This is a genomic window from Psychrobacter alimentarius, from assembly GCF_001606025.1.
GTDB classification, from domain to species: domain Bacteria; phylum Pseudomonadota; class Gammaproteobacteria; order Pseudomonadales; family Moraxellaceae; genus Psychrobacter; species Psychrobacter alimentarius.
This window is the reverse complement of record NZ_CP014945.1, coordinates 1,164,685-1,188,336: the sequence shown is the minus strand read 5'-3', so window position 1 is coordinate 1,188,336 and position 23,652 is coordinate 1,164,685. Positions and strand designations below refer to the sequence as shown.

The following is a 23,652-nucleotide window of genomic DNA, read 5'->3' as shown; positions in this document are numbered from 1 at the left end:
TGATATTCTACGTGCCTCTTAATTACTGACAAGGTGTACTAATATGATAAACACTGATGATAAATTATTATGTATACGGGGTAATGATTTTTACTCAGAAGGTGAGATTTACACAGTCGGTAGAATTGTGAATAATAAATACTTCCAGCTATTAACTGGCAATAATGAAGATCATTGGTACGCCACTTTGGATGATCAAGGTATCTATGTGAGCTTTGATTCTATTACCGCCAAAAACAGCAAAGCCTGGTTCGATAAAATTGCTTAACTGGTAGATAATGATTAGTAGTAGTATGCTCCATGCTAAATATTAGTACGTCTTATTTTTGAAATGAATGGTCATGATAATTGGCTATTTTTTTGGTCAAAAATCCAATTGGCTACGTTCTAGATAATCTACAGGACACGGCCACTTATTGGCTGTAGTTGGCACACTCTTACCTTCAGCAATCATTTTTGCTGCGTTAATCCAGCCTGCATGCCCTACAGCCATTATCGGTACGCTAGCATCGTTAATACCTTTCTCAATAGTCATGATATTCATCCAACGCTCGATCCTTATAAACAGTTGATACAAGCTTTCACCACCAGTAGGGGCAAAATGTGCAAAATCATTGCACCAGTCATCAATGTCTTGCTTAGCAATCTCCTCCCAAGAGCGACCTTCCCAAATACCAAAATCAATCTCAGCAAGCTCCGGTACAATGTAATACTGGAAACCACGCTCCTCCAATATCTGTCCCACAGCTAAAGAGCGCCTTAATGGACTTACTAAAATGACTTTGGGCAATTGATGTAAACGAACAAAACGCTCAATTTTGTTCGCAAGACGTTTTATTTTACGCACATCTACCGCTATGTCTGTCTGTCCAATGCACAAACCTTTTGCCTCGATGGGTTTAGGATGACGCCAAATATACATAATCATAAACGGTTATTTTAATGAGTTTGAGTATTAGATAAATGGCATAGATACTGCCAGCCCTATATAGATTGCCACTTCGCTCACTTGTTGCGTCGCGCCTAATCCATCACCTGTATAGCCTTCTAATCGTCTACGCAGCAATCGTCGCATATAATCTGTTGCAATCAGAGCCAATAATAATGTCAGCAGCCATTGACCAAGACCAATTTGATGCATCGTATTAGGAAAGATGATAGTGACTAATACGCCAGCTAATATCAACCAACCACTACTGAGCACTCCTTGTAATGGTGTTAATTGTTGTGCCATCGGTTTGGCTTTGGCATGTTCAATCTCACCACCATAGGGCAATAAAGCGAGTAAGCTGATGCATAGCAAGCGCGAAGCCGTATGACCGATAATGAGGGCAATAATGGCAACTGACAGTGGCATAGATGCCAATAAGGTAACTTTTAACAGCAGTGCTGACACCAAGCCCAGAACACCGTAAGTCCCTAAGCGCGAGTCTTTCATAATGGTTAGTGTGCGCTCGCGTGTCAGACCGCCGCCCAAACCATCACAACTGTCAGCCAAACCGTCTTCATGAAAAGCACCAGTAAGTCTAATACTAAACACTGTGCTTATTACCGCAGCCACCAGCGGTGTAAATAAAATGCTGCCGAGCCAAAACACACCTGCACAAAGCAATCCAACCAGTAATCCTACAGCCGGAAAATGACGACTGCTCTGATGCAACCATTGCGGATTGTAATGAATAAATGGCGGTACTGGCAATCGCGTCAAAAACTGTATAGCAACTAGCAACAGTCGGTATTCATACTTTATAAATTGTATGACAGTAGGTCTAGATGAAGACGGCTTTGGATTTTTTAATGGTGATAGCATCAGCTGTTTTGCTCACTAATACCTGCTTCACTAAAACTCGCCATCTCATTAATAATGGCACAAGCTGATTGAAGTAGCGGATAGGCAAGCGCTGCACCGCTTCCTTCTCCTAAGCGCATACCCATATCAAGTAATGGTTGCGCATTCAATAACTTTAACAAATGTATATGACCTGGCTCAACTGAATGATGGGCGAATATAGCATATTGTATGACACCAGGCGCTAAGCGCTCAGCCACCAGTAAAGCGCTACTGGCGATAAAACCATCGATTAGGAGAATACGGCGCTCGCTAGCTGCTTTAATCAACGCTCCTGCCATCATAGCAACTTCCAAACCACCTAAGGCAGCAAGTGCGGATAAAGGCTCTTTTACGTCTTTATGTTGTGTTAACACTTGTTTTAAAATCTCTGTCTTATGCTGTAATCCTTTATCATTCAGCCCCGTGCCACGACCAATACAATCAGCAATTGGTACATTGCCTAACCTTGCTAATAACAAACTGGCGGCTGAGGTATTACCAATACCCATCTCTCCTACAATCAGTAAGTTACCAGGTAACTCTTTAACCACTGTCATACCGCGTTCTAACGCTGCCAAGCACTCCTCTTCTGTCATGGCAGGTTCTACGAGGGCATCACGACTACCATGACGGATTTTATGATTCAGCAATTGTGGATGTGGCTCAAAATCTGTATCCACGCCCGCATCAACTACCTTTAACTCGATATTATGTTGACGTGCCAATACATTAATCGCGGCCCCACCTTGCAAAAAGTTATATACCATTTGTGCAGTCACAGCACTCGGATAAGCGGATGTACCGTGCTTGGTTAAACCATGGTCGGCTGCAAATACTCGAATTTGTGGTTGCTCAATCTGCGGCTTGGTGGTGCCTTGAATCATACCCAATTGCAATGCCAATGTCTCTAATCGTCCTAGTGCACCAAGTGGCTTAGTTTTCAGATCTATAATCTGCTGGAGTTGCTGTCGAAGTACCTTGTTTTCTATACTGGCTATCGTAGGCGCGGTGAATGTGGTCAAAGCAAGCATCCTGATGTTGTGACATATAAAATAAAAAACCAATATTAGCAGAATACGAAATTTTTACCATTAACAACGTCATATCTGCGTTGAATAGATTTCCTAGGAGCGCGTATTTAAGATAGAATATGCCCCTTTAAAAACACATATCGCTATTGATGCCCAGCTCAGTGACAGCTGCATGGATAATTCACAAAGATATCAACTATATAGAGGCTGTAATGATCGTATTTTGGCTGGTGCTGACCATTCTTTTTATTATTTTCGCCACGGCAAAATTAAAGTGGCATCCTTTTTTAGTGTTAATATTGTCAGCTTTTTTGGTCGCACTTTTTTACCAAGTACCGCTTAACACTGTCGCTAAGACGATCTCCGATGGCTTTGGTGGTATCTTAGGTTACATTGGTCTGGTCATTGTATTCGGTACTATTATCGGTTTAATTCTTGAAAAAACCGGTGCTGCCATTGTGATGGCAGAGTTTGTGATCAAAGTATTGGGGCCACGCTTCCCTACTTTAACCATGTCTATCGTTGGTGCTGTGGTATCAGTCCCTGTCTTTTGTGACTCAGGCTACATTATTTTGAACTCTTTAAAAGAGTCTTTGGCCGAGCGCTTAAAGGTATCGAGCGTGGCGATGAGTATCGCATTGGCAACAGGTCTATATGCAACCCACACCTTTGTACCACCAACACCTGGTCCGATTGCTGCCGCAGGAAACTTAGGACTGGAGTCAAATCTAGGCTTGGTTATTATGGTTGGTGTGGTTGTGACAGCAGTTGCCGTATTGGCAGGCTGGTGGTGGTCGAACCGTTTTCTTAATGCCACGCCTGACAACATAGATGCCGCAGACGCGCCTGCAGCGGTAATGCCTGATGGCATGAAAACGCGCGATGACTATAGTCAGCTGCCTTCAGCAACGATGGCATTTTTACCTATTATTGTCCCTATTTTACTCATCTGCTTGTCGTCTGTTGCCAATCTTCCAAGCGCCCCTTTTGGTAGTGGCATGTTGACAGATATTCTCATATTTATTGGCAATCCTTTAACTGCCCTACTCATTGGTTTATTTTTGTCATTTCTACTTATCAATACTGACCAAAAAACGCAGCAGATTAGTGACAGCATCTCTCAAGGCTTGGTAGTGGCGGCACCTATTCTATTAATCACGGGTGCTGGTGGTGCGTTTGGTGCCATGCTAAAAGTGACGCCTATCGGTGACTATTTGGGTACAACGTTATCCGCATTGGGTTTAGGCGTCTTTATGCCGTTTATCGTTTCTGCTGCGCTAAAAACAGCACAAGGCTCAACCACGGTTGCTTTGGTTACCACCTCTGCAATGGTTGCGCCTTTACTGGATCAAATTGGTCTTGATAGTGAGCTTGGTCGTGTATTCTGTGTGATGGCTATTGGTGCAGGCGCAATGACCGTTTCACATGCTAATGACAGTTTCTTCTGGATTGTCAGTCAGTTTAGCCGTATGAGTGTGGCTCAGGCTTACAAAGCGCATTCGATGGCCACTGGTATTCAGGGTGTCACCAGTATCATATTTATCTGGCTATTAACCTTGGTATTTATTTAACATATTAGATTCGACTTGCAATGACAAATGCACCAAAAGGTAATTGGTCGATGATTGTATTTGGCCAATCTTGCCTAAATGCCTTTACTGAAATACTCAAAGGATTTTCATGAAAATTTTAATCGCCCCCGACTCGTTCAAAGAAAGCTTAGAGGCATTGGATGTTTGCCATGCCATTCAGTCTGGATTTAGTCAGGTGTTTCCAGACGCTGATTATACGTTGCTGCCTATGGCTGATGGCGGTGAAGGCACGTCAGCGGTGTTGTCATACGTATTGGGCGGACGATGGAAAGAAGTGCGTGTACATGATCCTCTGATGAGACCCATTACCGCAAAATACTTGCTATTACCAGATGCAACTGCAGTGATTGAAATTGCTCAGGCTTGCGGATTACATCTACTAACTGTCGCGGAGCGAAATCCTGTTATTGCCAGTAGTTATGGTGTTGGTGAGCTGATTGCAGATGCTTTGGGTGAAGGTTCCAAACGCATTATCATCGGTTTGGGCGGTAGTGCGACCAATGATGCAGGACTTGGTATGCTAACCGCGCTCGGTATGACGTTTCATGGCGCTAATGACAATGTACTGGGTCAAGGTGGCGGTGAGCTTGCCAACTTACAGCGAGTGGATAATACTCGTTTTCATGCAGACATCTTAAACACGGTGTTTGAAGTGGCTTGTGATGTGACCAATCCTTTATGTGGTGAATCTGGTGCCAGTGCTATTTTTGGCCCTCAAAAAGGCGCTTGTCCTCAGCAAGTCATCGACTTAGACAATGCGCTTGGTCATTTTGCCACTATATGTAATGAACATGGCTATGAGAGATGTCAAGAAGTTGCTGGTGCTGGTGCCGCTGGTGGGCTTGGGTATGCGTTGATGAGCTTTTGCCGCGCTCAATTAAAATCAGGTTTTGATACGGTAGCAGAAGTTGCCAACTTATCACAGCATATCGCTGATGCTGATCTTGTCATCACAGGCGAAGGTAAGCTTGATGAGCAAACAGCCATGGGTAAAGTCGCGGGCGGTATCAGCCAACTTGCCAAAGCCACTCATACGCCAGTTATCGCTATTTGCGGTAGTGTTGATGGGCTAAAACCTGCTCAAACCACTCAGTTCGATGTGGTTATGCCTAGTATTCAAAGGATAGACTCCATTGACAATGTGTTAAGTGCGGCTTACCACAATATTGAAACCACCGCTGTCAATATTGCCGCAGCCATGCGATTGGGTCAAAGTGTGAAATAACTGATTTTAATGATTTAAAAAAAGGACATGATATCGATATCATGTCCTTTTTTGTTTAATACAGGTACTACAATCCGCTATTATTCAGCAGCGATGGCAATCATCTCAACCAATAATTCAGGACGTGCCAATGCAGACTCACCACACGCACGCGCTGGCGGCTCTATGCCTTCAAACCATTTGTCATAGACTTCATTCATAGCGGCAAAGTCTGCCATATCTTTGATCCAAACCGTGACAGATAATAGCTTCGACTTATCGCTACCCACTTCTTCTAATAACGTTTGGATTTTTTCCAAACAAGTCAATGTTTGCGCTTTGATATCGTCTTCTGCATTACCGACCTGACCACATAAGTATACGGTCTTGTTATGGACGACAATTCTGCTCATGCGTGGAGTACTATGTAGCTTTTTTATCATGTCATATACCTTCAATTTATAAATTTAAGTCTGTGCTAAATATGCTGAACGCGCGTTTAGTTAGAAAAACGCTGGGCACTAAATGGTGCAAGATCGACCAGTAAAGGCTTCTCATGAATCATCTCTTCAACAAGACGCCCTGTCATCGGCCCTAAAGTGAAGCCTTGATGACTGTGACCAAATGCAAACCAGAGCTTGTCATGCTTATCAGCAGGACCAATGACTGGCTTCATATCCGGCATACAAGGACGTGATCCTGCCCATGCTTCACTCTCGACCGCATCTTCTAGCGGCAAGATTTTTTTGGCAAGCTTCAATACGGTTTGTAATTGACCAAAGTTCTTTGGTGCATTCATGGTGGTCATCTCAGCACCCGTCGTAATACGGATACCTTGCTGCATTGGACCCATCACAAACCCTTTGTCCATATCAAACATACTATGATGGATGGTATTTTTTTCCGTCACTTTGAAATGCTGATGATAGCCACGCATTGGGAACAATGGCAGATTGTAACCAAGTGGTTTGATCAAATCATTAGACCATGGGCCTGCAGCGATGACCAATTTATCACTATAATAAGTATCTTTATCAGTGATGATTTTCCAGCCCTCTGCATCTTGAACGATTTCTTTAACATCAGTCTCTTTGATCGTGCCCTGCATCTCTTGGAAGTTTTTCGCATAGGCTTTTACAAGCGAGCTTGGGTTTGATACTTGCCATGAATTCAACCAATGAATAGCACCAACGAAACCGTCAAAGTTGGCGCGCGGCTCCATGGCTTTTAGCTGTTCGAGATTGAGTACATTATGCTCAACGCCTTGGTTACGAGCATCAATGGCTGATGCTTGCGCTTCTTTAAACGTCTCTTCTGAACGATGTAGTTGCAACCAACCATCACGAGTAATCAGCTCATCAGCACCAGATGCACTAATCATGGTCTGATGCTCACTGGTGCAATGCTCAATCAGCGTCTGCCACTCAGATTCGATTTTTTTAACTGATGCAGGCGTCGAGTATTTCCAGTACTGAAGCAGAGCTTGGTGATAACGCAAAATGGCTGGAATACGATAGCGAATATCCGTACCTTGATTGGGCAATACTCGAATCATCTCAGTCAGCTGACGGGGGAAAGGATGCGTATGAATGGCTTCACGCTGAATCAATCCAGCATTACCATATGACGTCTCTGATCCTGGTAGCTTCTTATCTAATAACAATACGTTTGAATTGTTTTTTTGCAAATGCCACGCAATTGAGGTACCAACCATACCTGCACCGATAACGATCACTTCATAGCGCATAATCTGTCCTTCTCATAGGATATTAATACAGTGTGTCAAAATATAGGAGTGTAAAAATAGAGGGTCTAAATTATAAGGTGGTAATATAACGCATTGCGCTGAATATTAAACCCTTATCTAAAAAATATTTTTACGACGACATATCTTTGGTTATACATTTAACAAAAAGCCATTTTTAAACGGAATAAGATTGCTGAATCAATACTCACCACCACACTGGCTCATCACTTTCTATCACTGGCTGTTTCATCGTTTCTACCTTGACCTTATCTATGGACAGCTCAGCGATAAACCGTGAGGCTTTGTCAAAGTATCCTGAGTAACTCGAAAAATAATCTGGTGCGGTTAAAAACAATCGATGCTTGGCACGACTACAAGCAACATAAAACAGTTTACGCTCCTCCTCCAACTCTGCAAAATCATTCAATGATCGATAGTGTGGCGTGATACCATCAACCAATGCATTCACGAATACCACAGGCCATTCGAGTCCTTTAGCGCTATGAATAGTAGAGATGGTTAGTTTATCGGTTTCCTCTTCGCCTTGTTCAAACTTACCTGCGGTGGCAACTGAGTCATTAGGCGGATCGAGTGCAAGATTTTCTAAAAAACTATCAAGACTGTCATGCTCATTCGCTAAGTTTGTGAGGACACGAAAATCCTCACTACGCTCCCGCCAATTGTCTTCATTGATTTTTAAGACAGGTATATAAAATTCAAGAATCAGCGTAATAATTTTTTCAACTGAGTCCGCTTGATTGGCTTGGCTTAGCATCTTGTATAATGGCATCAGTTGATCGCTCTTTTTGGCAAATCTTGCGGTCAGTAATGGCTCAAAAGAATTGTTATCCGCTGTGATTGCTTGGGTTAGACGCGTTGCAGTGACTGATCCAACCCCTTTAAACAAGGTCAAGATACGATGCCAGGATATGGTATCGTTGGGGTTATAGAGGATTTTGACAAATGCCAGTACATCTTTGATATGACGCCTCTCAATGAACTTAATACCGCCGATAACAATGAATGGAATATGACGATCCATAAATTCCAGCTGTATATAATTAGACTGAAAAGACGTTCGGCACAATACCGCAAAATCTTGATAATCATATTCTGACTTTAGCGCGATGATTTTATCAGCGATATATTTGGCTTCTTTGGTTTCGTTACTCAAGCGGCAAAAAACAGGCTTCACTCCCTCTACTTGAGAGCCTGAATACAGCTGTTTTTGATAGCCTAATGTAATTTCATCTGATAAGGCATTAATATAATTTAAGACAGCAGGCGTACTACGATAATTCTGCTCAAGCTTAATAAGCTTGGCATCAGGATACGTCTCACCAAATAAAAGAATATTCTCATAATTGGCACCGCGAAAGGCGTAGATGCTTTGGTTATCATCACCGACCACCATCAGTGAAACCGATTCAGGAGTACAAATAAGATCAATCAGCTCTTTTTGCGGAATATTGGTGTCTTGATATTCATCAACCATAACATAACGATAATGCGTTTGGAGCAGCTGACGGAATTTGTCATTGGTTTTTAGATGACGTACCACTTGGCCGATAATGTCATCGAAGTCGTATAAATGATTGGCGCGTTTGTATTCGTGAAAGTCAATCGCCAATTGTTCTATAGCAGAAATATGGGTAGCAATATCGGGATAGCCACTTTCAATTAATTCACGGATATGGATACGCCGATTTCTAGACGTGGAAAATATTTTTTGCAACGTCTTTTTGCGCGGAAAAGCTTGGCTAGTGATATTGGTTGCGTATTTTTTCTCTTTATTAATCAAGTCGATTGCATCTTCGCTATCGCCTGTATCCAAAATGGTAAACCTTGGATTGATACCAAGCAGTCCTGAATATTGGCGCAGCAGAAGGATACAAAATGAGTGAAAAGTACCGCTGGTAATCGCATTGAGCGCTTGACTGTCTTTTTGATTCTCACCATCACCCGTGAGGCTACTTGCCAGCAAGGTCTTGGCGCGACCTTTGATTTCATTGGCGGCTTTACGGGTAAAGGTTAGTAGCAAAATCTCTTTGGGCGACACGCCATTTTCTATCAAATAACTGGTTCTATAAGTGAGTGTTTTGGTTTTGCCAGAGCCTGCACCCGCGATAACCAAAACCTTCCCTTCAATGGTCGTGGCAGCCAAGAGCTGATTAGCGTTTAGCTCACTGGCATAGTCAATCTCTAGTCCTAAATCATCGGCAAGCCGTTGCTGCAACAAGTCAGTATCTGCGGTCATCAAGTTGGCTTCAAGCTTCTCAATCGCTTTTTTAAGACGCGCAAGCTTGGGTTTCATCTCAATGAAGTTTTGTGGATAGTTATAATGATGTGTGTCAAAAATCGTGGGTTTCATGATACGGTCTTGCCTTTGATGGGGTTTGCAGCGCGCTCGATAGTTAGAGTAACGCCACTGAATAATCGTTTAACGTAAGCAATAAGTCCTAGCTTATCATAATAGTGCGAGTAGCTAACCTGACAGATGCTGTGTCATGAAAATCCATTTATCCAATATAACAACCTCACCCCTATTGAGTGAAATTTGCTACAATATGCGCAATTTTGATTTACTATTTGAGCAAGTTGTACATCAACTGATTTTATTAATACAATGAGAGAACGTTATGGGTTTTAATTGCGGCATCGTCGGCCTACCAAACGTGGGTAAATCCACCCTGTTTAATGCCTTGACCAAAGCGGGTATCGCCGCTGAAAACTTTCCATTTTGTACCAAAGATCCCAACACAGGTATCGTACCTGTACCAGACCCACGTCTAAAAAAACTGGCTGACATCGTCAATCCTGAGCGTGTATTGCCAACGACGATGGAGTTTGTGGATATCGCAGGTTTGGTCGCGGGCGCGTCTAAAGGCGAAGGCATGGGCAACCAGTTCCTAGCCAATATTCGTGAGACCGATGCGATTGCCCATGTGGTACGCTGTTTTGATGATGACAACGTCGTGCACGTTGATGGCCGTGTCAGCCCGATTGATGATATCGAAACCATCAATACCGAATTGGCATTGGCAGATTTGGAAGCCGTTGAGCGTGCAATCCACAACCAAACTAAAAAAGCTAAAGGTGGTGATAAAGACGCGCAAGCATTGCTTGATGTATTTAAAAAAGTTGAGCCATTATTAGCAGAAGGTAAAGCAGCACGCGCGGCAAACCTTGATAGCGATGAGAAGAAACTCATCAGAAGCTATGGCTTGATTACGCTAAAGCCAACCATGTACATCGCCAACGTCTCTGAAGATGGCTTTGAAAATAATCCATATCTAGATGCCGTCCGTAACTATGCCACGGGTGAAGACTCTATTGTCATCGCTCTATGTAATCAAATTGAATCTGAAATTGCCCAACTCGACGAAGACGACAAAAAAGACTTCTTGGCTGAGATGGACATGGAAGAGCCTGGCCTTGATCAAGTAATTCGTGGCGGCTATGACCTGCTTGATATGCAGACTTATTTTACCGCTGGTGTCAAAGAAGTACGCGCGTGGACAGTAGCCGTAGGTGCCACAGCGCCGCAAGCCGCTGGCGTAATTCATACGGACTTTGAGCGCGGATTCATTCGTGCTGAAGTCATTGCTTATGATGACTTTATTGAATATAACGGTGAAAAAGGTGCGGCTGCCGCTGGTAAGTCACGCCTAGAAGGCAAAACCTATATCGTACAAGATGGTGATGTGATGCACTTTAGATTTAACGTGTAATATACCTTGTCTTAAACGTAAAAACCAATGTAGAGCAATCTATGTTGGTTTTTTTTATGGTTTATATGTTATATTATAACGTAACAAAATAGCAACTTTCATCCACCTACTTTTATATTTGTAAAGGCATTTTCCATGATAGCGCTTACCCCTACTCACTCTAAAACGGCTCTACTTTGCGTGGCTTTTCTATTGGCAGGCGCAGGCTGTGAACAAAAGACCGAGTCTTCGCAAGCTCCTAGTGAAGCGGCAACGACAGAGGACGTCCATGCTGAGCACGAAGACCACGACCATGAAGAGCATGACCACGAACACAGCCACGACGAGCACGATCATGCAGGACATGATCATGCAGACATGACAACCTATAACTGCCAGCCTGAACAAACCATTGAAGCTCACTACGATCCTGAAGATAGTGCACAGCCTGCCACCAGCGCCCACTTATTGATCGATGGGGTTGAGTACGATTTAACCGCAATGACCTTACCTCAAAATAATAGTACTGGTGCTGCGTATGAGACCGATATTGGTATTGCGAATGATGCTGGTATGACATGGCAGTTGAATGCTGACGCCACCAAAGCGGTATTGAGAAATAAAACGTTGGACGGCAGTGTCGCTACAGAGGCTGAAGCCGTGTTGTTTGATTGCCAAAAAGCAGACAGCTAAGATGTATTCTTAAACATATAGAACTAAACCCTTAAAATGCGTCGTTGTCTGGTTAAAATCAGGCAGCGACAACAGATGAACCCGTGCGACTATTTTGCTATGCTAAGAAGCAATAGAACAAATACTGTCCGTTCATCACTGGGATTATAATAATAATGTCTAACCACCTATCGTTCTCATCTACCACCACACAATGGTCACACTTACTCAGCGCTCAACGACTTGGTTCAACCAAAACGCCTAAAGCTGGTGAAACCACCCGCTCCCACTTTCATAAAGATTACGACAGACTGGTTTTTTCTCACTCTTTTCGCCAGCTCAATCAAAAAACCCAAGTTCATCCATTGACCAATCAGCTTGGCATTCATACTCGCTTGACCCATTCACTTGAAGTCTCTTGTATCGGGCGCTCTTTAGGTATGATGGCGGCAGAAAAACTACATGACCAATTAAGCAGTGGTCTCCCTGCTGGCGTCTCGCCTGCTGACGTTGGCGTTATTGTACAAGCCGCCTGTCTTGCTCACGACATCGGTAACCCGCCCTTTGGTCATGCGGGAGAATACGCCATTCGTGATTGGTTTCGACAACCCAATCCTCAAGTTATTTTACAAAACCTAAGCATGAATGAGCAACTGGACCTATTGGCATACGAAGGCAATGCACAGGGGTTTCGACTATTGGTGCGCAACGAGCATCATCCTGATAAAGATGGCATGCGGCTGACTTGTGCCACACTAGGTGCTTTTATGAAGTACCCTTGGCTTGCCACTCACAGCAACGATGTTAATAACCCCAATATGGCCAGTAACGTACAAAAATTTGGCTGTTTTAATAGCGAGTCAGCACAGTTAGAAGTACTGGCTGCAACGTTACACTTACCTCGCTCAGAGCAGCACGATGGCTTTGCCCGTCATCCGCTGGCGTATTTGCTAGAAGCAGCTGATGATATTTGTTACGCCTTGATTGATTTAGAAGATGGCATCAATTTGAATATGCTCACCTATACCGATGTGGCCAGTATCTTTTATGAGTTAATCGGCGAACGCCCTAGCGATATTCAACTACCAGCCCATATGTCGGTCAGACAAAGTTTGGCTTCATTACGTGCGCGCGCCATGATGCGTCTGGTCAATACCGTGACCGATGCTTTTGTCGATAATAATGACGCTTTGCTGGCTGGCAAGCTGCACGGTAGTTTGTTCGATCATTGTGAAGCAAGCGTGCAAAATGGCATCCATCAAGCCAAACAACTGGCACGTGAGCAGATATTTAATCACCCAAGCAAAGTCAGAATGGAGTTAATGGCAAATAAATGCTTACATCGTCTACTAGATGCCTTTATGCCACTTTCTTGGACAAGCAATCAAACGGCACCCACATCATTCTCTATGTCCTTTGAACAACAGCGCCTACTTAGATTACTCCAACCCCATCTTGATGAGCATCACCGCGAACTTACAGACAATCATTATCATAATATCTTAAATATATTGGATTTTGTTACAGGTATGAATGATCATGAAGCGTATCGTTTGGCGCAAGAGCTACAAGGGCATTGGGGAACCATGGTGTAGTGCGTACCAGTTGAACGGATTAAAACAATTTGCGTATTTCAGTCGTATTTGTGCGCTGAAATGAGTATGATAAACCCCTATCGGATAATTTTGAACCATTATGAGCAGTCGCGAACAAAAGAAACTTCAGACTCGGCACGCCTTTTTTAATGCAGTGCTCGATCTGTGTATGACAGGACAGTCTTTTAGCTCTATTAGCCTCAGGCAGGTAACCCGTGAGGTAGGGGTTGTGCCAACTGCATTTTATCGACATTTTGATGATATGGAGTCGCTAGGTCGTGCGCTTGTGGTAGAAGAGCTGGGCGGTACGTTGGCCATATTGAGCGACAGCTTACAAATAGGCCGCAAACGCAGCTTTGATCGCCAAATTGCAAAAAGTATTCAGCTGTTTTTGTATATGGTCAGCGATCAGCCTTATTACTGGCAATTTTTAGTCAGTGAGCGTTATGGCGGCTCAGAAGCCGTGCGCAAAGCCATCAATGAGCTGGTTAAAAAACACGCACACAGTTTAGCGGAAGATTTGGCGCTGCAGCCAGCCTTTACTCACATCAATGGGTATGACCGTCGCTTATTGGCTGAAGCGGGTGTCAATATGTTCTTTTCTTGGATCATCGACTGGCTAGAGCTGACCTATACAGAAGATCATGACGATGAGGTCGATTTGAATGAGATTGAAGAGAATAAGCATCTCATGCTACATAACTGTACTCGCCAAGCGCAGATGCTGTTTTATGGTGCTTATAACTGGAAGTCGAGTGAAGAGACTCGTTTGAAAGATTAATCATTGGCTTTTTGATACCTATCAAAAACTGGGTCTAAAAGCCCAAAGGCGCTGCGCCACTATCTCAATGGTCTTGGCTTTTTCCTTGTTATCAGTACCACTATTATTATTAGCGCTATCGGCACCGCCATTATTAGCATTGCCATTACTACTTTCTGCAGCGCTGACGTCAGTTGGCGTTTTGCTAATCAGTACGGTTGCGAAGCGTTGTCTGGTTTGACCGATACTGCCACTATCGGTGGCCGTAATCAGCGCCAAAAATGCCTGACTGTCTACTGCTAATAAGGTCGAAAGATCTTTACGCTGCGCGTCATCCAAACTGCTCAACACGGGTAATTGCCACAGATCATCGATGGTTGCGATTGCCTGCTTCGATCTCATATCGACCAGCCCTTGCATCTGCTCACTTGTGCCACCGTCCATTAAGGCAGCTAGCAACACAGGGTTGGCTGTATTCACATTCACTGGTACAAAGTAAGGTACCGCCGTAATATACGGACGCAGTGTCTTTAATGCCTCAGCGGTGACGCCTCGTACCTCTTGCAACTGATCGATACTTACAAAAGACTGATTTGGTAAGGTCGTATTCGATTGCTGCGTATACACCGCATCCTCAGCACCGCCATCTTTATATACCTCACTGTCGCTGTCTTGATAATCAAGTACCGCAATAGCAATATCAGGCTCTAGATTTAATTGAGTCAACAGTCTTTGAAACATGGCGACAGCAGCTGTATCAACCGCGCCATTTTGATACAAATTATTAATATTAAAGCGGCTGGCCTCATCACGCACTTCGATACCAATACTATGACCACCCAAGGCGTATGGCGGTATCGGCTGTGCCCAAATGTCCTGTGCGCTGTCCGTATCATTCAGCTTATTATCAGCACGAATCATGGTAAGCGCTAATTGCTGACCAGCACTAATGTCTTGTAGTAATTGATTTTGATCAAACAACAAACCACTGCGCCTAATAGCAATTTTTTGACTGGCAAGCATGGCACCTGCGACCACAGTGATACTGACGACCAATAGTAAGATAGTCAAGAGCGCTACGCCGCGCTGAGAATGCGCTGTCATTGACATAAGTGGTCGCCTTGGTTATTGATCCTGTGGTACATTTTTAACGTTACCTTCTCAATTGATATTATCTTCTCAATCACTGTTCTCTACGCCATCGTTGGAGCCACTTTGAGCGTCGTTGCCAGTACGGTCGCTGTTATTATTTTGGTCGTCAGGAAGGTTTTGGTCATTAGAAGGGTTTTGATTGTTACTGGCACTTTTATAACTACGTGGTATCGGCTGAGGGGCAAGCGCCCATTGCCAAGTGATTGGCATATCTTGATAAGTGAAACTAACAGCCGTGCCTTTTGGTAGTAAAGGCAATTCAGACTTCGCGCTGCCATCAGTATTTATCTGCGTAGCGCTACTATTCACACTACTATTACTATTGTTTTCGTTAGGGAATTTGGTACTTAACTCCGGTAAATAAGCTTGCCAACGTCCATCAGTCACGCCTTCAAGCAACACACTATCTAAGCTGATACTGTCACGTTCACCGCCTAGGCTGGTGTATTGACGGCGAATCAAGCGCTCATCTACAAAAACGTATTCGACATGCTGGATGCTGGCACTGCTTTGATAACGCGGATCAGGATCGGCATAGCGTACAAAGCTGACATGCTCACCATCCAAACTCATAAAAGGCTCTGGCGCTTTCTCGTTGGCTTGGCTATCCGCATTGAGACTGTTATTTGCAATATTATCTGATTGAGTATCAACTGCTTGGTAAGGGATGATCTGACTCATGTCTTGCTGCAACTGCAAATAGGCATATTGCAACACAGCCAAATTATCGGCATGAAATTGTGCCCGCTCACGAGCGCGATTGACACTATCAAACACTTGCCATCCTGCTACCGCTAGCATGGCAAATATAGCCATAGCAACCATGAGCTCAAGCAGAGTGAATCCATGCTGATGCTTCATAGGCTGTCCCCTATTTGTCCTGACGTACCTGCGCTCTGACTACCCATATTACCCAGATCCAAACTGCCCATGTCTTGCTCAGGATTGCTTAAGATCACATCAATATCTGTCACGACGTTACGCGTCTGTCCTTCCACCATAGGGGCAACAGCAATATTTACTTTTTTCAATGCAGGCGTGATGGCATTACTGACTGTCATCACCACTTGCCAATCACGACCTTGAGCATTGATTGTCTGTGTACGATTTGCAGTTAGCCATGTCTTTTGAATATGTAAATCGGCCGCAGCATTTTGTGCGACGAAGTGGGCCAGCGTGCGAGTACGCAATGTATCGACAGAGCTGAGATATGCACTACTTGCACGGCTCGCAGCAACAGCAACCACTGCCAAAATGGCTAAGGCAACCATGACTTCGATCAGAGTAAAGCCACGCTCGTGTTTGGATTTAGAAGATGCTTTCTTGATAACAGCAGGAGATGATTTGGATAAAGGAGCCATCAATTATAACTCCTGCCCGATCATCATACTACCATCAGGCATAATCGTAATCACCTCCCCCACCAAACGCGAATCATGAATCACTTCAATAGTCACTGGTGTCGCTTGCCCAGTACCAAACCATAATATCTGTGGTACGGCTTGACTGGCAAACCAAGGTTGTAGTGTCTGATTTTGATTAGCATTTGATACGTTACTAGAATCCAAACTCTGTATCCGCAGAATGACGCCAGTAGGCAACTCAGGCAAGCTGACCTCTGGCTCAACTTCCCAGCTCGGCGTAGGCTGTTGTTCACCAATCATACCGGACATACCTGTCAGGTCTGACGATAATTCCATCGCGTTTTTAGGACGACTGTCCATACTATTGGAGGTGATTTCAGGTGTTTGATAAGCAATATAAGCGTTTGATAAAGTGACAATCACAGGCGCTACCTGACCTTGCTTATCAGCTTGCAAGCTTAGACCCATTGGTTGCATACGCTCCGCCGATAACAGTCGAACATAACTTAATGAATCGGTAAGATGTTCATAAAATGCGCGGTTTTTGCGAGATTCACTACTACCAACGGATAAGCTCATCATGCCAGCAAAGATGGATAAAATAACCACGACAACGACAATCTCAACCAAAGTAAACCCTGATTGTGAACGTGGCAAGTAAAGCAGACGAGAAGCAGGCGCGTAAGGATTTTTTTGCAAAGAGTGTTTATCAGAATAAGGACAATCTAACGGATTGATAACTGTTGTATCATATGACAGACTTTTATGGATTAAGGCAGTATAGTCACTGGTCGCTGAGCTGGACTGGATCTTGGCAGTGACCGTCATATTGCACCTATAAGCCCATAATAAGCAGGTTGTTGTGTATACAATGGTATGAGTAGCAGTACGCTAAAAGAACAGAATAGCATGTGTCGCCATAGCCTGTACGACGACACAGATTCTTGCACGCGCTCATTTATATGATTAACGCGTTAAAAAAGATATTAGTAACTGGTGTTGCGGTGCTCTTCTGACTCAGTATCGATTTGCTCTACCAGCTCTTGCATGTCCTCATCCATCACTTCATCCTCATGAGCAGGATAGTGGCTCGGCAGTTCAAGCATTTGCTGCACAAAAGCATAACGTAGGGTATCACGGCGACCCAAATAACGCTGATAGAAGCTCGAGTTCAACAACCCTGCTCCACCTTGCCCCATTGCCCAAATAGAAGATAAATAATCACGAGTACTTAGGCTACTGTGCTCGTCTTTTAGATAAGCACTAATGATGTCAATTAAACGCTTCATACGTTGACGGCGAATATCATATAACTCGCCAAACAAGCGATTGAGACCCGTCACCGATGCCGCCAAGCGTTCTTCAATTTGATTGAGTAACATCGCTTTTTGTGGATTAAATAGCTGCTGAAAAATCATTCGTGCCACGCCTGCCGATGGACAGTCGTCAATACGGTTAATCGCAAACAGCTGCTCCTCATAACGAATAATAATACGCAAATAAAGCTCATCTTTACTGGAAAAATGCTTATATAGTGTGCCTTTAGCCAAATCAAGCTGGTCTGCCAAACTGTCTAAAGTGATATCACCATCGCCCGACTCAAGTAGCAGTTGCTCTGCCATCGCTAAGATATTCTCTTCTCGTGCTTTGAATTGGTGCTGACGACTCATAATATCTCCTAAAACCTGACAAGATTGGACATACGACCGTTGTTTGGATTAGAGTATGGGCAATGCAAGTATAAATCTATACAAAGACGGCTCAAAAACGACAACAGAGGATATGCTTATATTTGCGAAATAGTGACTAACGACCATAAGGTTATACTTGTCATTTGAATGGCTTAGCACTTGAAGTTTCAAGGCTAGCTGATAAATGACTGATTGGTCATAGCATAACGATTTTAATGATACTGTGCCAGTAAATTTTCAAAGTTTTTTGCAGTTAGTTTGCCTACCTCTTCGGCACTACAGCCATACATATCTGCGATATAAGCTGCCACATAGGGTACATAAGCGGGTTCATTCGGTCTACCACGTTTGGGTACGGGCGCTAGATAAGGGCTGTCCGTTTCGATAAGTATTCTGTCTTTAGGCATTTTTCGTGCCGCGTCTTGAATCATTTGAGCACTCTTAAAGCTTACAATACCTGAAAATGAGATATAAAACCCCAAATCCAATGCCTGTTTTGCAGTTGCCCAATCTTCAGTAAAGCAGTGAATAATGCCATGTTCAGCGCCCTCACTTTTTAGGATATCGATGGTGTTTTTTTTGGCATCACGCATATGTATCACGAGTGGTTTCTTTAAATGTTGGCTGGCATGAATATGACGAGCAAGGCTGGCTTGTTGCTCTTTTTTGTTTTCAGTCGACCAGTAATAATCGAGCCCTGTCTCTCCTATGGCCCATACGTAATCGTTGCTGGCCGTCTCTATCAGTCGCTCGACGGTCGCTGATTGCAAGACCTGAATATCTTCACAAGGATGGATACCCACACTCATACCCAGATTGAGCGTCTCATTATTATAGGTGCTAACAATCTTGGCAATATCTTCATATTCATTAAAATCACACATGATCGCCATCGCACGAGTGACATTAGCGGCTTTCATCGCATCTATTGCGCCAGACAATTGACCATCGTATTTGGTTAAATCTAAACGATTCAGATGGCAATGGGTATCAGTAAACATATACTCTCTCGTTAATAAAAATGGATAAATAGCAAAATTGAGTTAAAAATTAAAAATGTTATGGGTATGTATTGCCCTAAAGACAGCTGTTTTCAAGTAAATTAAAAGTACCTTATTTATCAAGCCTATTTATAACTACTTAAAATCATAACGACTTGAAATCAGTGCAATGGTACGACGCGCATCACCTCTTCTATGGTGGTCACTCCTTCGCTAATACGTTTTGCGCCAGACAAACGCAGTGGTTGTACCCCTTCTCGGTAGGCTTGCTGTTTGAGCACGTCCAAATTGGCATCAGCCGCGACCAGTTTTTTTAACTCATTGGATAAGGGCATGATTTCGTACAGACCCACACGACCCTGATAACCGGTGTGACGACAGTGCTCGCAACCTTGTGCCGTATAGATTTGAGCAGGTAATGACGCACGCCAAGGCTGAACTAACTCTTGCCACTGAATGGCAATCTCGCTATCAGGCGCCACGTCTACTGCTTGCTTACAGTGTGGACACAGCGTCCGTAATAAACGCTGAGCCATCACTCCTAAAATAGTCGCTGACGTTAAAAACGGCTGGATGCCCAAATCGTGTAGACGAGTAATCGAGCTTGGCGCATCATTGGTATGTAATGTCGATAGTACCAAATGCCCAGTCAGAGAGGCTTGTACTGCCATATTTGCCGTTTCGGCATCACGAATCTCACCCACCATAATGATATCAGGGTCTTGACGCATTAATGAGCGAATACCATCTGCAAAATGCAGCTCGACGCCAGGATTGACCTGCATTTGGTTAAAGGCTGGTTCAATCATCTCAATCGGGTCTTCAATCGTACAGACGTTGACTTGCTCAGTGGCTAGCTGCTTGAGCGTACTGTATAAAGTGGTTGTTTTTCCTGAGCCTGTCGGACCTGTAACCAAGATAATACCGTTAGGATTGGCAGTCAACTCATGCCATGTCTCAAGCTGCTTGCCAGATAAGCCAAGCTGAGCAAATGAGCGTACCAATACTTCAGGATCAAACACTCGCATGACCAGTTTTTCACCGAAAGCTGTTGGCATGGTCGATAAACGTAGCTCAGTCTCCAACCCTTTTGGTGTACGGGTTTTAAGGCGACCATCTTGCGGTTTACGCTTTTCAGCAACATTAAGTCGACCTAAGATTTTAATACGTGCCGTCACTGCCACTATAATTGCTAGCGGCATCTCATAAACGGTATGTAGCACACCATCAATACGAAAACGCACCTTACCTGTCTCACGACGCGGCTCTAGATGAATATCACTGGCGCGTTGCTCAAAAGCGTACTGCAATAGCCAATCAACCACTCTAACGATATGCTGATCATTGGCATCGGGGTTGGTGTTGTCACCCAGTTGCAATAATGCCTCGACATTGGTGACGTCCGCTGCCGCCCGTTTATGGACACTATTTGCCCCAGCAATCGCTTGGGTTACTTGATAGAACTCTCGTCGATAGCGATGAATCTGGTCAGGACTGATATAAACCGTGCGATAGTTTCTAGACTTAACGAGCTTTTCAATATTTGCTTGCCAGTCCGTATAAAATGGCTGATCTGTCCCAATGACCACTTCATCATTCTTCACTTCAATCGGTAAGATATGCTGCGAGCGTGCATATTCAAAGGACATCAACTGAGTCGCAGCAGGGACATCCACTTTTAAGGGATCAATACGAACCAGTATCATACCTGCTTTGCTAGCCAACCACTGATTCAGCCACGCAAGGGTCAACTTGGTCTCAGCGTTTGGTTCAAGGGCATGACCATTTGGTAAACCAAACTCACTGATGGTAATCAATGGATGCTGCGCTTTATCACGACGACTGGTAATAACTAGGTTGTAACCGCGCTGATCAATGACTTTATCTGCCAACAACTCATCGAGACACCAACGCAGATCAATCACTATCGAATAATTTTGAACAGACATATTTTTCTTCTTGTATTATTGGCAACGAATTTCGGTAAAGATATGAATGTAAATAGAGACAAATGTCAGTTTAAATCTTTATCAATCGCTACTCTATCATTCACAAGCGACTAATAAATAAGTACGACGAGGCGATTCTAGCGCTGCACACTCACCTCTACCACATCAGTTATTTGTAAATGCTTTGATTCTATCAACCGAAACATCACATCGACAGATTTATAACGCATCACAAACGCCGTTTTTGTATCATCACGGCGGTAGGCTGGACGTGGGTCTTGAGCGATAAGCGCTTTAATCGCATCCATATCAGAGACCAGCAATTGCTGCTGTATTTGATGAATATGCGCAGCCACTGTATCAAGCTCTGCCCCAGTGGCGTTATCGGTACATTGTTTGTTCTGCTCGATATTCACCAAACCCATGAACTGCTCGTGAGCAGATTCAGTCATCGTTACTTCCGACAATATGGGGGCTGATGGGGCAAAGCCACTTTCTGCCTGCACAATGGCATCACTGTAAGCGACATAAGGTTTGACATCGATGATTGGCGTGGCATCGATCATATCGGCTCCGCTAATAACCAGTAATACGCGTCCTTCTACGATCTCAATACGTTCAAGCTTCACCACAGACAAGCCTAAGGCAGAAGGTCGATACATACTACGACTGGCGAATATACCTATTTTTTGATTACCACCGAGCCTAGGAGGACGTACTTGCGGGCGAAAACGGGTGTCTGTTTTATCACGACTATTGTTTTTATTAATATAGTTGTGATGAAAATGCCAACTGATCCAAATATGACTAAACGCCTCCATACCAATAAAAGCAGCCGGATCATCATAAGGCGCTAACATCTCAATAATACTGGTCAGTGCTACCAAGTTTGGCTGTCTTGGCGCACCAAATTTTTGCGTCAGCGGCGCACGATGATAGCCAATAATTGGCGCGTGATAACCATCACTTTGAGACGCATTTTCACCAAACATAAACCTACTCCGTAAATAACAGTGCTCTTTTATCAAGCAAAACTGCCCAATCTTACAAAATTACTCGCTAACGATATTCCATTTTATCATGCTGCATCGCTGCTACTGGACGGATTTTTATTTTAAAGTTTGGTATTATGAGCGAGCGCTTCGATGACAGCCGTTTAATTGCTTACCTTTCTATAGACCTTCAAGCCACCTCTACATACTGACAACATCACATAAAATGTTAGAATAGCGCTCAGATTTTGGTCAATGAATATGTGATATTAGTGAACGCTTGCAAAATTGATGTTTTAAAAACAACAATTTATACCGTCATCAATGCTCGATACCTTTTTATCATTTTAATATCATTTATCATTTTTAATGTAACATTGAAAAAAATATATTTAATACTCATTTAATTTAACGACACAGATAGCAACTTATTGACGAGGACTTTATGTCAAAACTTCGCACCGAAACGGTCACTGAGGTTCATCATTGGAATGACTCTCTATTTAGTATCAAAACCACTCGTGACGACGGCTTACGTTTTCGTAATGGCGAGTTTGCGATGATTGGAATCGTTGTCGATGGCAGACCGCTATTACGCGCTTACTCAATTGCCAGCCCTAACTACGAAGATCATTTGGAATTCTTTTCTATTAAGGTTCCAGACGGCCCTCTGACCTCACGCTTACAGCATATCAAGGTTGGCGATGAGTTATTGGTCAGTAAAAAACCCACCGGTACGCTTGTATTAGATGATTTGTTACCGGGCAAACATTTATACATGCTCTCAACAGGAACGGGCATGGCACCGTTTTTAGCATTGGCGCGTGATCCTGAAGTCTATGAGCGTTTTGAAAAAATAATTTTGGTACATGGGGTACGTAACGCAGAAGACTTGGCTTATCGCGACATGTTCGAGAACGAGCTTCCTAATGACGAAATCTTTGGCGAATGGTATCGCGAAAAATTCATCTACTATCCTACCGTTACTCGTGAAGAATTTAGAAATCAAGGTCGTGTGACGGATTTGATGAAATCAGGCAAGCTTTTTGAAGATATTGGATTGCCACCAATCAATAAAGAAGATGACCGTGTTTTGATATGCGGCAGCATGCCATTTAACGCAGATGTTTCAACCATTTTGGATGATTTTGGTTTGACCGTATCACCACGTATGGGTGTACAAGCAGACTATGCTGTTGAACGTGCGTTTGTTGGATAATAGGTATTTTTTCGAGTTAATCAAAAATAATTTAAAATAATTCTTGACGGCTAAAAATAGGCTGCTATAATACGCAGCCTATACAGAGTTAACCCTGTAGCCCAATTTGATAATCTCTATTCTACATTAGATGTTATCTCCT

General features: G+C 43.5%; 22 protein-coding genes. 8 read left to right on the top strand and 14 right to left on the bottom strand.

Going from position 1 to position 23,652, the window contains the following annotated elements; genetic code table 11:
* Nucleotides 1-43: 43 nt before the first annotated feature.
* Nucleotides 44-268 carry a hypothetical protein gene (locus tag A3K91_RS04995; protein ID WP_062844271.1) on the top strand — a complete coding sequence of 75 codons (225 nt, stop codon included), beginning with the start codon at nt 44-46 and terminating at the stop codon, nt 266-268.
* 96 nt (nt 269-364) lie between these two features.
* Here the strand turns inward: A3K91_RS04995 and A3K91_RS04990 are convergent, their stop codons facing one another.
* The 3 genes from A3K91_RS04990 to cobT form a co-directional block, all read right to left on the bottom strand.
* Nucleotides 365-928 carry a histidine phosphatase family protein gene (locus A3K91_RS04990; protein WP_062844270.1) on the bottom strand — a complete coding sequence of 188 codons (564 nt, stop codon included), beginning with the start codon at nt 926-928 and terminating at the stop codon, nt 365-367.
* 27 nt (nt 929-955) lie between these two features.
* The gene (cobS, locus tag A3K91_RS04985) at nt 956-1,729 is read right to left on the bottom strand and encodes an adenosylcobinamide-GDP ribazoletransferase (RefSeq protein WP_228139914.1); all 774 of its coding nucleotides are present in this window, start codon (nt 1,727-1,729) and stop codon (nt 956-958) included.
* A gap of 80 nt (nt 1,730-1,809) precedes the next feature.
* Nucleotides 1,810-2,862, bottom strand: coding sequence for a nicotinate-nucleotide--dimethylbenzimidazole phosphoribosyltransferase (cobT, locus tag A3K91_RS04980; RefSeq protein ID WP_062844268.1), 1,053 nt, complete (start codon nt 2,860-2,862; stop codon nt 1,810-1,812).
* Nucleotides 2,863-3,074: 212 nt separating this feature from the next.
* Here cobT and A3K91_RS04975 point away from each other — a divergent pair, with 212 nt between their 5' ends.
* Both A3K91_RS04975 and A3K91_RS04970 read left to right on the top strand, forming a co-directional pair.
* Nucleotides 3,075-4,433, top strand: coding sequence for a GntP family permease (locus A3K91_RS04975; RefSeq protein ID WP_062845870.1), 1,359 nt, complete (start codon nt 3,075-3,077; stop codon nt 4,431-4,433).
* Between the two features lie 109 nt (nt 4,434-4,542).
* The gene (locus tag A3K91_RS04970; RefSeq protein ID WP_062844267.1) at nt 4,543-5,679 is read left to right on the top strand and encodes a glycerate kinase; all 1,137 of its coding nucleotides are present in this window, start codon (nt 4,543-4,545) and stop codon (nt 5,677-5,679) included.
* An 80-nt stretch (nt 5,680-5,759) separates the two neighbouring features.
* On the opposite strand, the gene A3K91_RS04965 is transcribed toward A3K91_RS04970, so the two are convergent.
* From A3K91_RS04965 to A3K91_RS04955, 3 genes are all read right to left on the bottom strand, one after another.
* On the bottom strand, nt 5,760-6,098 hold the full coding sequence (locus tag A3K91_RS04965; protein WP_062845869.1) for a RidA family protein: 339 nt from the start codon (nt 6,096-6,098) through the stop codon (nt 5,760-5,762).
* Between the two features lie 59 nt (nt 6,099-6,157).
* Nucleotides 6,158-7,405 carry an NAD(P)/FAD-dependent oxidoreductase gene (locus A3K91_RS04960; protein WP_062844266.1) on the bottom strand — a complete coding sequence of 416 codons (1,248 nt, stop codon included), beginning with the start codon at nt 7,403-7,405 and terminating at the stop codon, nt 6,158-6,160.
* 205 nt (nt 7,406-7,610) lie between these two features.
* The gene (locus A3K91_RS04955) at nt 7,611-9,776 is read right to left on the bottom strand and encodes an ATP-dependent helicase (protein ID WP_062844265.1); all 2,166 of its coding nucleotides are present in this window, start codon (nt 9,774-9,776) and stop codon (nt 7,611-7,613) included.
* A gap of 268 nt (nt 9,777-10,044) precedes the next feature.
* Here A3K91_RS04955 and ychF point away from each other — a divergent pair, with 268 nt between their 5' ends.
* The 4 genes from ychF (at nt 10,045) to A3K91_RS04935 (ending at nt 14,163) form a co-directional block, all read left to right on the top strand.
* On the top strand, nt 10,045-11,136 hold the full coding sequence (gene ychF, locus A3K91_RS04950) for a redox-regulated ATPase YchF (protein ID WP_062844264.1): 1,092 nt from the start codon (nt 10,045-10,047) through the stop codon (nt 11,134-11,136).
* 135 nt (nt 11,137-11,271) lie between these two features.
* Nucleotides 11,272-11,808, top strand: coding sequence for a hypothetical protein (locus A3K91_RS04945; protein WP_062844263.1), 537 nt, complete (start codon nt 11,272-11,274; stop codon nt 11,806-11,808).
* 155 nt (nt 11,809-11,963) lie between these two features.
* On the top strand, nt 11,964-13,382 hold the full coding sequence (locus A3K91_RS04940; protein WP_062844262.1) for a deoxyguanosinetriphosphate triphosphohydrolase: 1,419 nt from the start codon (nt 11,964-11,966) through the stop codon (nt 13,380-13,382).
* Nucleotides 13,383-13,482: 100 nt separating this feature from the next.
* On the top strand, nt 13,483-14,163 hold the full coding sequence (locus tag A3K91_RS04935) for a TetR family transcriptional regulator (protein ID WP_062844261.1): 681 nt from the start codon (nt 13,483-13,485) through the stop codon (nt 14,161-14,163).
* A gap of 21 nt (nt 14,164-14,184) precedes the next feature.
* Here A3K91_RS04935 and gspK read toward each other — a convergent pair whose 3' ends face one another.
* The 8 genes from gspK to tsaA all read right to left on the bottom strand — a co-directional run bounded on the left by gspK (nt 14,185) and on the right by tsaA (nt 22,291).
* Nucleotides 14,185-15,252, bottom strand: coding sequence for a type II secretion system minor pseudopilin GspK (gspK, locus tag A3K91_RS04930; RefSeq protein WP_228139913.1), 1,068 nt, complete (start codon nt 15,250-15,252; stop codon nt 14,185-14,187).
* Nucleotides 15,253-15,321: 69 nt separating this feature from the next.
* A complete protein-coding gene (gene gspJ / locus A3K91_RS04925; protein ID WP_062844260.1) occupies nt 15,322-16,155 on the bottom strand; it encodes a type II secretion system minor pseudopilin GspJ in 834 nt (277 codons plus the stop codon).
* The gene (gene gspI, locus A3K91_RS04920; RefSeq protein WP_062844259.1) at nt 16,152-16,655 is read right to left on the bottom strand and encodes a type II secretion system minor pseudopilin GspI; all 504 of its coding nucleotides are present in this window, start codon (nt 16,653-16,655) and stop codon (nt 16,152-16,154) included. Before gspI ends, gspJ begins: the two co-directional genes overlap by 4 nt.
* 3 nt (nt 16,656-16,658) lie before the next feature.
* Nucleotides 16,659-17,486: a prepilin-type N-terminal cleavage/methylation domain-containing protein gene (locus A3K91_RS04915; protein WP_084387265.1), complete on the bottom strand. Its 828-nt coding sequence runs from the start codon at nt 17,484-17,486 to the stop codon at nt 16,659-16,661.
* Nucleotides 17,487-17,644: 158 nt separating this feature from the next.
* Nucleotides 17,645-18,328, bottom strand: coding sequence for a TetR/AcrR family transcriptional regulator (locus tag A3K91_RS04910; RefSeq protein ID WP_062844258.1), 684 nt, complete (start codon nt 18,326-18,328; stop codon nt 17,645-17,647).
* Between the two features lie 233 nt (nt 18,329-18,561).
* Nucleotides 18,562-19,350, bottom strand: a complete 789-nt coding sequence (locus A3K91_RS04905; RefSeq protein ID WP_062844257.1) for a TatD family hydrolase — start codon at nt 19,348-19,350, stop codon at nt 18,562-18,564.
* 161 nt (nt 19,351-19,511) lie between these two features.
* Nucleotides 19,512-21,299, bottom strand: a complete 1,788-nt coding sequence (gene tfpB / locus A3K91_RS04900; RefSeq protein ID WP_062844256.1) for a type IV pilus assembly ATPase TfpB — start codon at nt 21,297-21,299, stop codon at nt 19,512-19,514.
* A 137-nt stretch (nt 21,300-21,436) separates the two neighbouring features.
* Nucleotides 21,437-22,291: a tRNA (N6-threonylcarbamoyladenosine(37)-N6)-methyltransferase TrmO gene (gene tsaA, locus A3K91_RS04895; protein WP_062844255.1), complete on the bottom strand. Its 855-nt coding sequence runs from the start codon at nt 22,289-22,291 to the stop codon at nt 21,437-21,439.
* 445 nt (nt 22,292-22,736) lie between these two features.
* Between tsaA and A3K91_RS04890 the strand changes: the two genes are divergently transcribed.
* Nucleotides 22,737-23,510, top strand: coding sequence for a ferredoxin--NADP reductase (locus tag A3K91_RS04890; RefSeq protein ID WP_062844254.1), 774 nt, complete (start codon nt 22,737-22,739; stop codon nt 23,508-23,510).
* Nucleotides 23,511-23,652 lie beyond the last annotated feature (142 nt).

Coding starts and splice junctions, on each gene's coding strand:
- A3K91_RS04995 (WP_062844271.1), top strand. CDS start 44: ATGATAAACACTGATGATAAATTATTATGTATACGGGGTAATGATTTT.
- A3K91_RS04990 (WP_062844270.1), bottom strand. CDS start 928: ATGATTATGTATATTTGGCGTCATCCTAAACCCATCGAGGCAAAAGGT.
- cobT (WP_062844268.1), bottom strand. CDS start 2,862: ATGCTTGCTTTGACCACATTCACCGCGCCTACGATAGCCAGTATAGAA.
- A3K91_RS04975 (WP_062845870.1), top strand. CDS start 3,075: ATGATCGTATTTTGGCTGGTGCTGACCATTCTTTTTATTATTTTCGCC.
- A3K91_RS04970 (WP_062844267.1), top strand. CDS start 4,543: ATGAAAATTTTAATCGCCCCCGACTCGTTCAAAGAAAGCTTAGAGGCA.
- A3K91_RS04960 (WP_062844266.1), bottom strand. CDS start 7,405: ATGCGCTATGAAGTGATCGTTATCGGTGCAGGTATGGTTGGTACCTCA.
- A3K91_RS04955 (WP_062844265.1), bottom strand. CDS start 9,776: ATGAAACCCACGATTTTTGACACACATCATTATAACTATCCACAAAAC.
- ychF (WP_062844264.1), top strand. CDS start 10,045: ATGGGTTTTAATTGCGGCATCGTCGGCCTACCAAACGTGGGTAAATCC.
- A3K91_RS04945 (WP_062844263.1), top strand. CDS start 11,272: ATGATAGCGCTTACCCCTACTCACTCTAAAACGGCTCTACTTTGCGTG.
- A3K91_RS04940 (WP_062844262.1), top strand. CDS start 11,964: ATGTCTAACCACCTATCGTTCTCATCTACCACCACACAATGGTCACAC.
- A3K91_RS04935 (WP_062844261.1), top strand. CDS start 13,483: ATGAGCAGTCGCGAACAAAAGAAACTTCAGACTCGGCACGCCTTTTTT.
- gspK (WP_228139913.1), bottom strand. CDS start 15,252: ATGTCAATGACAGCGCATTCTCAGCGCGGCGTAGCGCTCTTGACTATC.
- gspJ (WP_062844260.1), bottom strand. CDS start 16,155: ATGAAGCATCAGCATGGATTCACTCTGCTTGAGCTCATGGTTGCTATG.
- gspI (WP_062844259.1), bottom strand. CDS start 16,655: ATGGCTCCTTTATCCAAATCATCTCCTGCTGTTATCAAGAAAGCATCT.
- A3K91_RS04915 (WP_084387265.1), bottom strand. CDS start 17,486: ATGACGGTCACTGCCAAGATCCAGTCCAGCTCAGCGACCAGTGACTAT.
- A3K91_RS04910 (WP_062844258.1), bottom strand. CDS start 18,328: ATGAGTCGTCAGCACCAATTCAAAGCACGAGAAGAGAATATCTTAGCG.
- A3K91_RS04905 (WP_062844257.1), bottom strand. CDS start 19,350: ATGTTTACTGATACCCATTGCCATCTGAATCGTTTAGATTTAACCAAA.
- tfpB (WP_062844256.1), bottom strand. CDS start 21,299: ATGTCTGTTCAAAATTATTCGATAGTGATTGATCTGCGTTGGTGTCTC.
- tsaA (WP_062844255.1), bottom strand. CDS start 22,291: ATGTTTGGTGAAAATGCGTCTCAAAGTGATGGTTATCACGCGCCAATT.
- A3K91_RS04890 (WP_062844254.1), top strand. CDS start 22,737: ATGTCAAAACTTCGCACCGAAACGGTCACTGAGGTTCATCATTGGAAT.